The organism is Lacticaseibacillus kribbianus, from assembly GCF_020180945.1.
Taxonomy (GTDB): domain Bacteria; phylum Bacillota; class Bacilli; order Lactobacillales; family Lactobacillaceae; genus Lacticaseibacillus; species Lacticaseibacillus kribbianus.
In genome coordinates this window covers 81,993-95,931 of sequence record NZ_JAIPUL010000005.1, presented here as the reverse complement: position 1 = coordinate 95,931, position 13,939 = coordinate 81,993, and the positions used below count along the sequence as shown (strand labels likewise).

The 13,939-nt window shown below is 63.6% G+C and carries 12 protein-coding genes; 9 read left to right on the top strand and 3 right to left on the bottom strand.

Annotation, left to right across the window (positions count from 1 at the left end; translation table 11 throughout):
- Window positions 1–117: 117 nt before the first annotated feature.
- Window positions 118–795 (bottom strand): CPBP family intramembrane glutamic endopeptidase, encoded by a 678-nt coding sequence (locus tag LE416_RS12425; protein WP_225049299.1) that lies wholly within the window; start codon window positions 793–795, stop codon window positions 118–120.
- Between the two features lie 299 nt (window positions 796–1,094).
- Entirely contained in the window at window positions 1,095–1,958 is an 864-nt protein-coding gene (locus LE416_RS12420; protein ID WP_225049298.1) for a helix-turn-helix domain-containing protein, read from the bottom strand.
- Window positions 1,959–2,081: 123 nt separating this feature from the next.
- On the opposite strand from LE416_RS12420, the gene LE416_RS12415 reads away from it, so the two are divergent.
- Together LE416_RS12415 and LE416_RS12410 are read left to right on the top strand one after the other, a co-directional pair.
- On the top strand, window positions 2,082–3,212 hold the full coding sequence (locus tag LE416_RS12415; protein WP_225049297.1) for an MFS transporter: 1,131 nt from the start codon (window positions 2,082–2,084) through the stop codon (window positions 3,210–3,212).
- A gap of 422 nt (window positions 3,213–3,634) precedes the next feature.
- Complete coding sequence (locus LE416_RS12410; protein ID WP_225049296.1) at window positions 3,635–4,012, top strand: YxeA family protein; 378 nt, start codon at window positions 3,635–3,637, stop codon at window positions 4,010–4,012.
- Window positions 4,013–4,136: 124 nt separating this feature from the next.
- On the opposite strand, the gene LE416_RS12405 is transcribed toward LE416_RS12410, so the two are convergent.
- The gene (locus LE416_RS12405) at window positions 4,137–4,715 is read right to left on the bottom strand and encodes a TetR/AcrR family transcriptional regulator (RefSeq protein WP_225049295.1); all 579 of its coding nucleotides are present in this window, start codon (window positions 4,713–4,715) and stop codon (window positions 4,137–4,139) included.
- Between the two features lie 303 nt (window positions 4,716–5,018).
- On the opposite strand from LE416_RS12405, the gene LE416_RS12400 reads away from it, so the two are divergent.
- The 7 genes from LE416_RS12400 to LE416_RS12370 all read left to right on the top strand — a co-directional run bounded on the left by LE416_RS12400 (window position 5,019) and on the right by LE416_RS12370 (window position 13,677).
- Window positions 5,019–5,732: a pilin N-terminal domain-containing protein gene (locus tag LE416_RS12400; protein WP_225049294.1), complete on the top strand. Its 714-nt coding sequence runs from the start codon at window positions 5,019–5,021 to the stop codon at window positions 5,730–5,732.
- Complete coding sequence (locus LE416_RS12395) at window positions 5,687–6,814, top strand: SpaH/EbpB family LPXTG-anchored major pilin (RefSeq protein ID WP_225049293.1); 1,128 nt, start codon at window positions 5,687–5,689, stop codon at window positions 6,812–6,814. The genes LE416_RS12400 and LE416_RS12395 overlap by 46 nt, the downstream gene beginning before the upstream one ends.
- A gap of 32 nt (window positions 6,815–6,846) precedes the next feature.
- Entirely contained in the window at window positions 6,847–7,521 is a 675-nt protein-coding gene (locus LE416_RS12390) for a hypothetical protein (RefSeq protein WP_225049292.1), read from the top strand.
- Between the two features lie 100 nt (window positions 7,522–7,621).
- The gene (locus LE416_RS12385) at window positions 7,622–10,531 is read left to right on the top strand and encodes a hypothetical protein (protein ID WP_225049291.1); all 2,910 of its coding nucleotides are present in this window, start codon (window positions 7,622–7,624) and stop codon (window positions 10,529–10,531) included.
- Window positions 10,532–10,738: 207 nt separating this feature from the next.
- Complete coding sequence (locus tag LE416_RS12380) at window positions 10,739–11,812, top strand: class C sortase (protein ID WP_225049290.1); 1,074 nt, start codon at window positions 10,739–10,741, stop codon at window positions 11,810–11,812.
- Window positions 11,796–12,830 carry a class C sortase gene (locus LE416_RS12375; RefSeq protein WP_225049289.1) on the top strand — a complete coding sequence of 345 codons (1,035 nt, stop codon included), beginning with the start codon at window positions 11,796–11,798 and terminating at the stop codon, window positions 12,828–12,830. The genes LE416_RS12380 and LE416_RS12375 overlap by 17 nt, the downstream gene beginning before the upstream one ends.
- Entirely contained in the window at window positions 12,823–13,677 is an 855-nt protein-coding gene (locus LE416_RS12370) for a class A sortase (RefSeq protein WP_225049288.1), read from the top strand. The genes LE416_RS12375 and LE416_RS12370 overlap by 8 nt, the downstream gene beginning before the upstream one ends.
- The last annotated feature ends 262 nt before the right edge of the window (window positions 13,678–13,939 follow it).

Sequence of the window (13,939 nt, the reverse complement as noted above, 5' to 3'; positions counted from 1 at the left end):
CGGATGAAAGCAAGTGGCAAGCGCCGTTGCCGCGCCAAAATATTTTTTTGGCGGAAATTTTCCGGCCGCGAAGGCTTCACAAACGAGGACGAACGTTTGTTCCTTACGGGTGCGTTTTCACCGGAAAAAGCCGACCAATGACGGCAGAAAATTGACGATCATATGGAGTGCGATCGAGTAGCGCAGGTCGCGCTTGCGGCGGTAGGTGTAGGCCAGGATCATCCCCATCCCCGCGTACACCACGAGAAAGACCGACAGCCGCGGCTCGTGCGCCAGCCCGAAGACCAGCCCCGACGAGACGACGGCGCCGAGCGTCGCGGCCGGTGTGTCGCGGCGCCAAAACAGGCTCATGAACAGGCCGCGGAAGGTCAGCTCCTCGAGCACCGGTGCGATCAGGGCCGACATCAGAAACAGCGTCCACGGCCACGCGGACTGCAGGGTGACGATGGTCTGCTGGTTCTGCGGGATGCCGAACTGCGCGATCACGATGTTCAAGAGCAGGATGCCGGCGTACATGCCGGCGACGAACAGGCCGCCCTTGATGGTCAGCCGCGTGCGGCCGATGCCCAAGGGGTTGTCGCGCGCAAGCCGCCGCCGGTACAGCCACAGCAGGGCCAGGCCGACCAGCACGCCGGGGACGGCGATGGTGACGGCCAGCGCCAGGTCGTGTCCGCTGGCCTCCGGGGTCCAGTGGTTCAGCCGCCGGACGACGACCATCGGCAGCTGGTAGGTGAACATCAAGGCGACGATGCCAGCGAAGGCCGCCACGCGGCCAACCCAGTTGAGAATTTTCATGTCGATTCCTCCTGAGCCGATTCTAGCACGGCCGGCGGGTTTTGGGAAAACGGCGGGCCGCAACCGGCCGCCGTGGAACGAGCGGGGGCAGCGCCCCGGCCGCTGTTTGCGCGTGGCCAGTTGAACCGGCAGCGGTCGCGGCTTCGGCCCGCCCGGCCCGGTCAACCGGAAGGCCTGGACGCCCCATTCTGCGTGACCCGCACGCACACCCGATTTGCGGGGACGCTTGCACGGTGCATCAGCCGCGCTACTACGCAAGCGGCGTCATCTGGAGATAGCCCGGTTTTGCAGGGTTGGGCTCAGATTGGAAAGTAATGATTGATCAGATTAACCATGCCGGTTTTGCCCAGCCACTGAAGGTGATCAATCAAGGCGGTGCGAGTGGCGGCGTCGCGGTGGCCGGCCCGGTAAGCCGTGATGAAGTCGAACAGGTGAGAAAGAACCACCAGTTCGGCGACGCGGTCGTGGCGCAGCTGCTTGGCTAACGCCTGTTGCGTGAAGGCGAAGATGGCCGCATTGTTCGCCTTGACCGAGTAGATCAGCAGGTTGCCGAACAACGGTGGCAGATCATGGCGGAAGAAGCGACTGGTGGCGTAGCTAATGACCGAGTGAAAGGTGGAGTTCAGGCAGGCCATTACGAAATCGGCATCGAAGACGAACAAGTTGTTGATGAACAGCGACAGCTCAAAGCGCCCCCAGTCGGCAATACCGCTGAGGTAGTGTTGAATCAATTCCCGGGCCCGTTGCGTCGCAGGGTCGCTGGCGTCAAACTGGTTCGTGCGGTAGGCGTAGGTCAGGCGAACCGTGGCGGCCAGCGCTGCATAGAAAATATCTTGGGTCGCTTGGTAGTCGGCATCCGCCCGGGTGAGAAAGGCGTCGGCCCAGTCCTGGGCGGCCGGCTGGTGAAGTTTGGGCGCGAGTCCGGCGAACAGCCGCCGCACGGCTTCCTTTTCGCTTGGGTTGGCCTGGTTGTACAGGACGGTGTACTCGTCGAGCGTGACGTTGAGTCGCTCCAGGTACTGCTGCATCGTCTGAAAATCGATCCGGGTGCCGTGCGTCTCGAAGCTGAGCAGCGTGGTGCGGTGGGTGATGCCGGCCGCAAGCTGGGCCTGCGTCAGGCCACGCGCCTGGCGCAACTGCCGGATAAGTTCGCCGTGAGTCATGGGTGCCTCCAATCAATGACGAGATACGCAACATCTGAATTTTCGGTGCTAGGGGCTATTGTACCATTGGTGGCAACGCCGGGGCCTGAGAAATCGCGCGCCCGAGTACGAGGAGGTTCGCTTATGTCTAAGGAATCACGAAACATTGTCCGGCTGATTGCGCGTGGTCAGACGAATAAATTCGGCAATTTGGTCTACGATTACGGGAACAAGCTGCTGATTGCCGGACTGGGGGCCAAGGCCAGCTTCTACATGAGCCTGTACCAGTCCGGTGAAACCATTGTCGGCATCATCTTCGACCTGATCGGCGGGGTGTTCGCAGACACGCGCGACCGCAAACGCATCCTCGTGGTTACCGATCTGCTGGCCGCGTTGGTGACGTTCATCGTCTGGATGCTATTTTCACCGCGCAACGCGGCCTTGCTGGTGGTGGTCAACATCGTCTTGGCCATTCTGTACGCCTTCAACAGCCCGACGTACAAGGCGATTGTGAAGGACCTCCTGAGCAAGGCGAATGTCTACCGGTACAACTCATTTTCCAAAACGATTTCGGAGTTCATCAGCGTGGTGTCGCCGCTGTTCGGGATGTTTCTGATCTCGGCGGCCATCGATTGGCGCTTCGAGCCAATCGTCACACCCAAGCCAAGGCCCGCGCTCAAGCGCTCGACGTTCGGTGCCATGCGTCAGGGCTTCGACTACATCTGGCACGACCGGGAGCTGATGGTCGTGCTGGTGGCGAGTTCACTGATTAACTTTTTCTTTGCCGGGTACGAATTTGCGCTACCCTTTACGAACCAGATGGGCCACTTCGCACATCTTTACGCCTACATTCTGATTGCGGAGTCGGTCGGCAACATTACTGGCGCCACGTTGAACGGCCTGTGGGGCAAGGACTTGAGCCTGCGGCAGTATAGCCACTTTCTGCTGGGGGTTGCGCTGCCGATTGTCATCCTGCCATTCGTCAGCTTCCACTGGCTGGTGCCGGTGGTGTTGTGCGGCCTGTCTTCGGGGTTCATGACCGTGTTTAACGTGCAAATGTTTTCGAGCCTGCAAACCACGGTGGCGGCCGATTACCTGGGGCGTGTGTTCAGCGTGATTTTTACCGTGGCGATTCTGTTCATGCCGGTTGGGACGTTCTTCTTTGCGACGTTCAGCCACACAAGCTGGCTGATTTTCACCTGGGTTGGGGCAGGGGAGCTTGCGGTTTACCTTGTGATGGCGACGGTGATTCGCAGTGGTCACCGGGCGCAATGACGACTTGGCGGCGAAAAAGTGGGCGTTGAATCGCACCTAATCCAGTACCGGTAGGCCGCCACGCATTTCCCCGCTTCGGGAGATGCATGGCGGCCTGTATGTGATGGGGGTTTTGTTTGGTCCCGTGGTCGTCTGGTTATTTTTCCACCTGTCGCGGATTAGGACATGTTGTTCACGATGTTCAGGACTTGGCCAAACGCGGCAATCTGGTCCTCAATCACGGCCGCGTCGCAGTCCAGCCTCTGGTCGGTCACCACCATCAGGAAGCTGCAGATCAGCCGGAAGGCCCGGCCGTATCGAATCGCCCGGGCCTAGCCGCCGCTCGGCCGCCGGTCCGAGTCAAGTTCCGCCGCCGGCCGAATGCGGCGGGGCCCGGCCGGCTGGTAAGCTTAGGTCATCACATTTTGGAGGACGAATATATTATGAAGAAACTTCTGATCGGGTGCCTGGGCATCGGCGCGGTCTGCGGCCTGGCGCTGGGCGGCGCGAAGCTTGCGACCCAACAAAGCGCAAGCGAGCTGGCCGGCGTGGTCGATCAGCTCAACCCGCTGGTGAAGGCGCAGGCCTACTACGTCATCACCGAGGCCCCGACCGCGATGGGCGAGCACAACACGCCCATCTATGAGCAAACCGCGGCGGATGCGCAGGGCCGCACAAGGCCGCTGCGGTTCACGGGGATGAAGGTGTTCACCACCGGCAAGTACCTGCGCATCCAAAGCAAGGGCGCGCACGTCACCACCTACGCCGCCGTGCCGGTAACGCAGGTGCCGGCCGCCGCGCGCAAGGCGCTGGCGCGGTAGGACGCAAAAACGGGATTACCACTGCGGTAATCCCGTTTTTGCGTCTTCGTCTTGTGCATCAAGGTGATTGGGTCATCTGGTTAACTTTTTCCCACCCGTCGCGTCGTAGTCTGGCCGCCGCGCGTCAGGAAATATTGTTCACGATGTTCAACACCTTGCGAAACTCGGTGATCTGGTCCTCAATCACGGCCGCGTCGTAGTCCGGTCCCTGGTCGGTCACCACCATCAGGAAGCTGTAGATCAGCGCCGCGAAGTGCTTGGCGATCGGGGCGGGGTAGCGCAGCGCCACCTTGCGCGCGCGCAGCTCGGCTTGAATCTGCGTGGCGAACTGCCGGCGCGCGCTTTCTTGGAAGCTGACCTCGGGCAGGTCGATTTTGCGCAGCAGTGCGATCTCCGCAATCAGGCCGCGCTCGGCCCCCGGCTGGGGCTGAATCGCCCTGGGCAGGCCCTCCGAGGCAAGGCGGTGGATCAGCACGGGGTTGAGCCGGGCCAGGCAGTCGTCGATGGCGGCCTGCGCCAGCGCGTACTTGTCCTGGTAGTGGCGGTAGAACGTGGTCTGGCCGATCTCGGCCGCCGCAACCAGCTGGAGCACCGTGATCGACGCAAAATCCTCCCGGCGCAGCAGGTCGAACAGGGCGTGAATGATTGCGCGGCGCGTTTTGCGAATGCGAAGGTCTAGGCCGCCGTGGGTGGTGTTTGGCATGAGGGACCGCTCCTTTTGTCAGCTGGGCTGCGGGGTGGGGGACGCAAACTTATTAAATATTTACGGGTTAATCTTATAACAACTAGCCCGTATGTAACAAGGGCCAAATATTGGCCCTCAATTTAGATAAGAAAAATTATAGAATGGCACCAAGTTGAGCGTGTGAACCTGAGCAACACACCGTACTCTGTGGGGGAGAGGGCCATCAAGCCCGGTGTCAGGTTGAACACGCACATCACGTGTAAGTTTCTTGTGAGCATTAGACCAAATGTGAGTTGTCAATCTCAATTTGGAGGACTAATGATGAACAAGAGCAAACGGAATAAGTTGACGCGCATGATCGGTGTGTGCGGGATTGCACTCGGGACGCTGGCAGGTTCGGGCACGGTGGCCAGTGTGATCCAACTCGGGAATGCCAAGGCACCAGTGGCTGTTGTGCGGGCGGAAACGGCTCCAGATGAAAGCACCGCGCGGACTTTGAACATTCACAAGTACCAGGCCAAGGACAACAAGATGCCGGTTACAGATAAAACCGGGACGAACAAGGCGACCGGGACCACTGCTGATGCGGACAAGATCGCTGGCGATAGTCTCACGCCGATGGCGGGGATTCAGTTCAAGGTCTACAAGCTCACTGCGGACGAGGCGAAGACTTTCAAGACAGATCCGGGCACGATTACCGGCAACTTAGACGCTCGTCAAAGCGTCGTAACCCTGACCACCGACGCGGCCGGGAACGCCTCCCACGTCTTTGGCAATGACGCAACCGCCGACGGCTACTACCTGGTGGTTGAGCAGAACAATGCAGCCGTCGCGACGAAATCGGATCCGTTCATGGTGAACCTGCCACTGGTTACCGCGACGACGAACGGGAGTCGAACCGTTCAGTACTCGGTCGACGTGTACCAAAGAACACAATCGACCAGGACGTCCTTTCCACCAACCCGGAGAAGACCTTCTCGGATGGCAAAATGGAAACGTCCGTCCAGTCGGGCGGCACTGTGTCTTGGGACCTGACCGCCAAGCGGCCGGCCGACGCCAAGGGGACCGGCACCGATGAGAATGGCAAAGAGGCCGCGACGTACGCCAAGCAGTTCGTTTTCTCCGACCCAATCGACACCAATTCGCTGGAACTGGACGAAGATTCAATCACAATGAGCATCCTGACGCCGGCGACCGATTCTGCGGAAGCAACGGCGCTGACGCTCGAAAGAGGCGTGGACTACACGTTCGATTACACCGCCACCAAGGATGGTAAGGATGCCGAGGGCAATAGCACCGACGCGCACTACAAGGTGCTGGTGCTGACGCTGACGCCGGCCGGCTTAACGAAGCTGGGGGATGCGGCGGAAACATCCACGGTGAAGGCCACGATCAAGACCAAGGTGATTGCTAACGCTAGTGACGCCAAGATTATGAACACCTTCGACACGTACTACACCGGGACGACCACCGATGTGCCGACCCACGAAACCACCGTGCCGAAGGACCCGACCGACCCAGGCGACTCGACGGACCCGACGGACCCGGCAACGCCTAAGGATCCGGATGACCCGACCGACCCAAAGGATGATGATCCGAACAATCCAAAGAACCCGATGGTCTACATGGGTAACGTTGACGTGCTGAAGACCGATGACAGCACCGCCAAGAACGCCCTGCCTGGTGCGACCTTCAAGCTTGCCGCCAGCGAGGAAGAGGCCAAGGCAGGCAACTTCCTGAAGGATGCCGACGGGAACGACCTCGTTGCAATCACTGCGGCGGAGGACGTCAAGGATGCTGATGGCACAATCGTTCGGGCCAAGGGTACCGCTGAGTTCACCGGCCTGCTCGTCAACCCGGAAACGAAGACTCAGGACTACTACCTGGTCGAAACCGACGCGCCGTTTGGCTACGACGTCGACGGTGAGATTCACAAGGTCATCGCGACGCAGGACACCGATATCGATGCCACCGTTGTCGATCCGGACAACTTCATCCCGAACCTGCCACTGACCGGTGCGCAGGGCCGCATCCTGATCCTGGCCATCGCGTCCGTGACGCTTCTGGGCAGCGGCTCCTACATGATTCTGCGCAAGCTGCGTGAAGCCAACGACTAGCGGGTTACCGTCAGCAAAAAGGTGGTGATTCCATGACGCAACGGCAGACGTCACACAGGGCGCTGCGCTGGCTGGCCCTTGGGCTTGCGCTCATCCTGGGCGTGACCCTTGGCGGCTTGCACGAAGCGACCGCGGCCACGGCGCCGCAGCTGGTGATTCAAAAGCGTGTCAGCGTTGACGCGGCGGGAACCACCCAGCGGACCGCCCCGCTGGCCGGCGCGCGCTACCGGGTGTTGCGCATCGTCGCCGCCGGGGATGCACCGATCGCGCCGACCGATGCGGCCTCCTACCGCCCGGCGACCGGCCTGGCCGCTTTTGACCGCACGCTGGTTACCGACGCGCGCGGCCGCGCGGCCGCCGCGCTGACGCCCGGCGCCAGCTACCTGGTGCAGGAGCTTGCGAGCGCCGCGATTCCGCGGCCCGCGTCCCCGGTCGCGATCACCGCGCCCCGCGGCGGCGACACCGTCACGGTGACGCCCAAGTCCGGGCTGGTGACCACGACGAGTGTGCCGCCTCGGCTGCCGCTCACGGGGATTGATCCCAAGACCGTGACGGCGGCGGGAACGCCGGTGGGCAGCATCATCGCCCACACCGGCGGCACCCTGAGGCTTCAGTCGCCGCTCCCGCTTTTGGCGGGGCTGCTGCTGGCGGCCGGCGGGTACCTGCTGGCCATCCGCCGGCTCGCGCGCACCAGGCGCCGCCTGTAACATGCCGAACCGCAATCGCTCCCAGCAAAACTGCGTGGGGGCGATTGTCGCACCAGCACCAGTCGCAACCGACCGGTGCCCTGATTGGAGAGTAGGCACTATGACCCAACAATTAACTGTAACCAAAAGGTACGGCCCGCTGCGGCGGCTGTCCTTGGTGACCATCGGCGTGCTGTGCGCCGCCATCGCGTTCGCCCCGCTGGCCCCGGTGGTGGTCGTGGCCGCCGACGCCGCCACGACCACGCAGGCGGCCGCTTCGGGCAGCACCGATCAAGGCGACGCGCGCGCAACCGCGAGCGCGGCGTCTGCAACCAGCGTGCTGGACAACGGCGGCCAGGCCGCCGCGACCGACGCGACGGGAAGCGCCAACGCGACGGACACTGCAACCGATGCGGCAACCGAGTCCGCGCCGGAAACGGCGGCCGAAGCAGCCGCCGAAGATGCAACGACCGCGCCAGCTGCTGATACCGGCGACGGGGCGGCAGCCGGCGACGCCGAAACGGCGACCACTGATGCGACTACCGAAACCGCAACCGATGCGAGCACCGCACCCGCGGCCGAGCCGGCAAGCCCGGCCACAGACGTCACGCCGCTGACCCCGGCCCTGCAGCCGCTTGCGACCCCGCCGGTCAAGGCCGGCCCGCTCGCGGATGTGACCAACCTCACCGATGACGAGGTGGGGGCGCTCACGAGTTTGAATGATCTGTTCGGTGCCAGTCCGTGGAAAACTGTGCCGCTGCTCAGCGACGGTAGCCTCAATCCCGCCGCGTACACGACGGCGGTCACCGGCGCGAACACGTCGCTCACCGCCATTGCCAACGAGACTAACTGGCCGCTCGGAACGTGGGCAGCGAAAGATTGGGTTGATATGCTCTTCGCCCCGCTGTTCAATGCCACCGTCAAGGTCACGGATTCTGAGGGGAAAGTCACCGAGTACACTTACGCGGACAACACCGCGACCGGGTCCGAGTTTTTCATGATGGATGAGACCGCCTTCCAGTCGGTCTACCGCGATACCCAAGACAGCGGCGTGGACGCTGCCCCGTACACACCGCTGAACGCGACTCTGACAACTGGGAAGACCTTCGCCGACATGGCCAAACAGGTTGAGGTCTACATCGACCAAGCGGGGCGCCGCCTCGCCAAGGTGATGACCACAAGCGACTGGGAGATTGCCGACATCGCGACCATCGACCCGGTCACCGGCTCAATCAGCCACCGGGTCTACTACAAAAACCTCGGCGCGACGCGAAGCAACATTCGACTTGGCAGCGCCTTAGACAGCAGTGTGGCCGATACTACAGTCATACCAGGCACGGTACGATTCCTTACCCGGCTTCAAGTCACGGCGGACGGCTACGATGGCCTCTACGTGACCGGACGGATATACGATGGATTCAAGGACAATGGGGATCCGAAACCAGTTTTGGGTGCGGCCCAGGATGCGGCCCTCCAGCCAGGTGGCCTGATTGTGTACAGTGACCCCGTCGATCCGACGAGAACCGAGGTCTACGTGACAAAGTCGTTGAGATATGATCATCTCGGTGACTATGTGGGCCTGGTCAGCGCGACCGGGAAGGATGCGCGCACGCCAGTCGTCGGCGTGGCGAAGGGCGAAACATACGACACCAGCATCATCTACGTGTCCAAGCCAATCCCGAGCCTCCCGACCGGCGGCACGATCCACCTCGAGTACATCGAGCGGCTGTCCGACAAGATGACGGCGACCAAGCGCTACGAGGACGCCGACACCGGCGCCGTGCTGGCCCACGAGGACATCGTCGGTAACCCCACCGATACCCTTAACTTCACCGACACGGACACCTACATCGCGCAAAATCCCGACGTTTTTGCCGGCTACGCGCCGAAACCGGTATCGGACAACACCGACAAGGCCTCCGAAGAAACGTTCCAGAGCAGCCCGGGCGCCTGGACGGTCAAGCTGCACAAGCCGGTAACCTACACCCCGGACAACAATCCCGAGAACCTGACGCTGACCACCACGGCCAGGGAGTTCGTCGAGTACCTCAAGGACGGCCAGCCCTACAAGCCGGCCGAGTTGGTAAAAACCATCCCGCTCTATCGCTACGCCACGGAGAGCTCGCAAAAGCCTGGCACGTACGACTACTCGGTGTGGACGAAAGAGAAGGTGCTGGCCAACGCGCACAATGTGGACACGGCCGATCTAAGCTTTGAGCGACTGACGCAGGAGCAAATCGATAAGTACCTGCCACTGGATTATAGCGGCAAGGTGACCAAGCTGACGATTAACGGCGGTGACCCGATCGCCGGAGACGCCAACGCTGATTTGTCCGCCACCACGAGCGAGCTGGCCGACTGGCTGGAGACCAAGGCAGTCGACCTGACCATCACCCGCACGGTCGATTACACGCCGGCTAAGGTTGGCCCAATCGTGCCGAAAGACCCCAGCGACCCGTACTACGCGATGACGCACAAGGCGCTGACGGTGAAGGTGGCGATCGATGACACCGCCTTGGCTACCGCCGACCGGACGCTGGTTGCGCTTGGCGCGGACGGCACGCAAACCATTAAGTTCGTCCGCACCGTGACCTACTCCGGGGACACGCTCCTCGAGCTCGGTCCCTGGATCGTGGACGTGGAGGGCGAGGCACCGGACAAGTTGGCGGACGTGTTCAAAAACGTAACCGCCAAGCCGCTTGAGGGATACAACATCACCCCAGGCGACACGGTGACCGCCGAAAGCCCCGTCACCGCGGTGGACCGCGTGCCGGCCACGCTGGTCGGCCAGCCGATCTCGGCGGCCCTGACCGCGTTTGCGGCCGACGACAACGGCGGTGTGGCCGGCGCTTCGGCGCTGACCTTGGATGGTCAGGACGGCACGGTCACCACCGAGCTGGTTTACAGCATGGTGATGACCTACCCGGCGGCCGGTGCCCGCGCCGCGCTGTGGCCCGCCGCCCTGGCGGCGGCCCTCGCGCTCGGCGCCACCGGACTTTTGATCGGCGCGCGGCGCCGCCGGCTGCGGTAGCTGCGTTGATCTGCTAGCACCCGCCGGCTGCGGTAGCCGGCGCCCACCGCGCGGCCGCACGCTGACCGCGCACGGCACCACGGTGACCGGGTTCGGCCACCATGCCGGAACCCGCACCGGTTTTGACACGTCACACCCAGACAGAAGGTGACCTTTACCACGGTAAGGGTCATTTTCACTACATATCCGCGAAAAGGAGGAGGACAGATGAACGCAAAGCCGCACTGGCGCCTGTTTGCGCCCAAAACGTGGTCGCCGTTCTGGTTCAACCTGGTGTTCGGCATCCTGTTCGTCATCGGCCTGATCCTGCTGTTCGCGCCGACCTGCTACACCCGCTACATCCAGCACGAATCGACGCTTGAGGCGGCCAAGTTCGACCGCGCGGCGGCCGCGAAGCCGGCGTCTGCCTTGGTGCGGCGCGTGCAGGGCTACAACGCCAACGTGGCCGCCCGCCAGGCGGGGCGGCCGCTGCCGTCGCCCGTCCGCACGTTCGCGCAGGTCCAGCCGCGCGGCGCCGTGATCGGCTACGTCAGCGTGCCCGCCGTCGGCATCGAGAACACCGTGATCCGCTACGGCGACAGCGAAAAGGTCCTGGCGCAGGGGGCGGGCACGATGCCCGGCACCAGCCTGCCGTACGGCGGCGCCGACACGCTGGCGGTCGTGACCGGCCACTCCGGGCTCGCCAACCGCGTGATTTTCGACAACATCCGCTACCTGAAAAAGGGCGACGTGTACTACCTGACCACCTTCGACGGCACCCGCAAGGCCTACCGCGTGACGCGCCTGAAGGTCGTCGACCCGCGGGAAAAAGGTGCGGTGGAAGCCGTCGCCGTCCAGCCCGGCCGCGACCTCGCCGTGCTGTTGACCTGCACGCCGCTGTTCGTCAACTCGCACCGCCTGCTGGTGTACGGCGAGCGCATCACGCTCAAGGCGGCCGCGGCGACGCCGGTGATTGCACGCGACACCTTCAGCCTGTACCACGTGTGGCTCTACGTGATGAGCCTGCTGGTGCTGCTGTTTGTGGCGTACTACCTGTGGCTGACGCACAAGCGCCGCCAGCAGCGCCGGGCGGCCGCAGGCGGTGGGGCCGACCAGGTCGGGGCCACCGCGGCGGCCGGCGACCGTCACGGCCAAACCGAGGCCACTAAGGCGGCCGACGACCGCCGCGACCAAACCGCGGCCACCGCACCGCAAGCGCCGACAGGGGACCAGCCCCCGATTGCACTAGACCAGACGCACCACCGACAGGGAAGGGGGGACAACCATGGCGAAACCGACTAGACCACGTGAGGCGAACGGGGCGGCACGCAAGCGCCGCCCGTCGCGCGTGCTCAGCGTGGTGCTGATGCTTGGCATCGCTTTGTCCGTCGTCCTGTTTTTCACCCCGTTCGTGTACGACCGGCTGGCCTCCAACCAGCGCCTCGAGCTCGCCAAGGACTACCGTAAGCGCGCCTACCCGGCCGACGCCAAGCGCGATGCGCTGATCCGCCAGTACAACGCCAACATCCTGGCGCGCCAGCGCGGCCGGGTGCGGCCGTACCCGCAGGCGACGTTCAAGGCGATTCAGGCCGACGCCGGCGACGCCTTTGGCTACGTGCGGATCCCGAGCATCCACCTCAAGGCCACCCCGGTGTTTTACGGCACCGCCGACGCCGTGCTGGCCAAGGGCGTCGGGTCCTTGGACTACACCTCGCTGCCCGCCGCCGGCCAGAACGTGACGGCCTCTTTGACCGCGCACACGGGGCTGGCCAACCGGATCTTTTTTGACAACATTCGCTACCTGCAAAAAGGCGACGTCGTGTACCTCGACGCCTTCGCGCACCAGTACGCCTACGCGGTCGACGGCAAGCGCGTGATCGACCCGACCGACCCGGACGCGTACAAGGCGTTCAACATCACGGATAGCCGAAACAAGGTGATCCTGATGACCTGCACGCCGCAGGGCATCAACGACCACCGCCTGCTGGTGTTCGCCCACCGCATCGCGCTGAAAAAGGCCAAGGCCACCGCGGTCCGCGTGCGCGACCGGTGGTCTTTGATGAACGTCTGGAAGTACTGCTTCCTGTTCCTGCTGATCGCGCTGATCCTGACCTACTGGTACTACGCGCGCAAGAAGCGGCGGCGGGAGGCGGCCGAGGCGGCCAAAAACGAATCGGCACCCGCGGGCAAGCTGGCGGAGACCGCGATTAACGAGGCCCCGGCAGACGAGACACACTCGGTAGACCCGACCGCGGCAGCTCCGGGGACGGCGGCGGCCGAGACGGACCCGGCGGCCCAGCGCGAGGCCCCGCATGACTAGGCGCTGGCTGTGGTTCCTGCCGGCGGCGCTGCTGCTCGCCGCCGCGGTGCTCGCCGGCGGCCTGGTGTGGCGCAACCTCGAGCGCGCCCCGGCGCTGGATGGCCAGGCGATGCGGGCCAACGCCGCGCGCGTGGCCAAGGCCGGCGCGCCGACGCAGCGGACGCCGATTTCCGAGGTGGACGCGAAGACCTACGTGGCGGCGCAGACCCAGGCCGCAAGCCTTCAGCGCCAAAGCGGCTACGCGGCGCTGATCATTCCGAGCGTCGACATCACGCTGCCTGTGTTCGGCCGCATGAGCAACGCGACACTTTCCGCCGGGGTTGCGCGCTACTTCACGGATCGGCCGCTGGGGGAGGGGAACAACGTGTTCGCCGCGCATAATTTTCACCAGGACAAGGTGCTGCTCGGCGCAATCAACCGGCTGAAAAAGGGCGCGGCGGTGTACCTCAGCGACGGCCGGCGCGTCTTCACCTACCACGTGGTCGACAACCGCGTGGTGAAGCAGACCGAAACCGCGGTGCTGGCCCAAACTCAGGAGGATCGCGTCACCCTGATCCGCTGCGAGGGCCCAATCGGTACCGCGTACCGCCGGGTGGTGGTGGCACGGCGCGCCGCGACCACGGCCGCGGCGGCAACCCGCGTGCGCCGGCAGGTGGCGGCCCCGCCGAGCCAGCCGCAGCGCTGGCTGCGCGCCCGGCCGTGGTACGGCGCCTTTGCGCTGCTGTTCTTGGGTGGCCGGGTCACCGGCTGGCTCTGGGGCCTGCTGGGCGCGTTCGTCTTCCTGATGCTGCTCGGCGGCGTCGGCTTCGTGGCCGGCCCGCCGCGGCGGGCGACCACGGCCGCATGACGCGAAAAAAAAAGCCTCATATAGGTGAGGCAAGGATAGTGAGTTAGCAGCGTATCAGCAGAGCTAAAAGCGTCGAAGATCAACGAAAACACATTGAAGTGTGCCATCTCTGTGCCACGACGCCATCCGATAATGCTTTATCGAGGGGTATCTCAGATAAGGGTGATCGCCGTTTCTGTCTCATCACTTTTCCGCGCGCTGTGCAGCGCGAAAGGCGCAAGCGCGAGCAAAGGGCGGTCGGCGTCAGCCGCCGCCCATCCCC

Excerpts from the sequence above, each read along its gene's own strand:
- LE416_RS12425 (WP_225049299.1), bottom strand. The coding sequence starts at position 795 with ATGAAAATTCTCAACTGGGTTGGCCGCGTGGCGGCCTTCGCTGGCATC.
- LE416_RS12420 (WP_225049298.1), bottom strand. The coding sequence starts at position 1,958 with ATGACTCACGGCGAACTTATCCGGCAGTTGCGCCAGGCGCGTGGCCTG.
- LE416_RS12415 (WP_225049297.1), top strand. The coding sequence starts at position 2,082 with ATGTCTAAGGAATCACGAAACATTGTCCGGCTGATTGCGCGTGGTCAG.
- LE416_RS12410 (WP_225049296.1), top strand. The coding sequence starts at position 3,635 with ATGAAGAAACTTCTGATCGGGTGCCTGGGCATCGGCGCGGTCTGCGGC.
- LE416_RS12405 (WP_225049295.1), bottom strand. The coding sequence starts at position 4,715 with ATGCCAAACACCACCCACGGCGGCCTAGACCTTCGCATTCGCAAAACG.
- LE416_RS12400 (WP_225049294.1), top strand. The coding sequence starts at position 5,019 with ATGAACAAGAGCAAACGGAATAAGTTGACGCGCATGATCGGTGTGTGC.
- LE416_RS12395 (WP_225049293.1), top strand. The coding sequence starts at position 5,687 with ATGGAAACGTCCGTCCAGTCGGGCGGCACTGTGTCTTGGGACCTGACC.
- LE416_RS12390 (WP_225049292.1), top strand. The coding sequence starts at position 6,847 with ATGACGCAACGGCAGACGTCACACAGGGCGCTGCGCTGGCTGGCCCTT.
- LE416_RS12385 (WP_225049291.1), top strand. The coding sequence starts at position 7,622 with ATGACCCAACAATTAACTGTAACCAAAAGGTACGGCCCGCTGCGGCGG.
- LE416_RS12380 (WP_225049290.1), top strand. The coding sequence starts at position 10,739 with ATGAACGCAAAGCCGCACTGGCGCCTGTTTGCGCCCAAAACGTGGTCG.
- LE416_RS12375 (WP_225049289.1), top strand. The coding sequence starts at position 11,796 with ATGGCGAAACCGACTAGACCACGTGAGGCGAACGGGGCGGCACGCAAG.
- LE416_RS12370 (WP_225049288.1), top strand. The coding sequence starts at position 12,823 with ATGACTAGGCGCTGGCTGTGGTTCCTGCCGGCGGCGCTGCTGCTCGCC.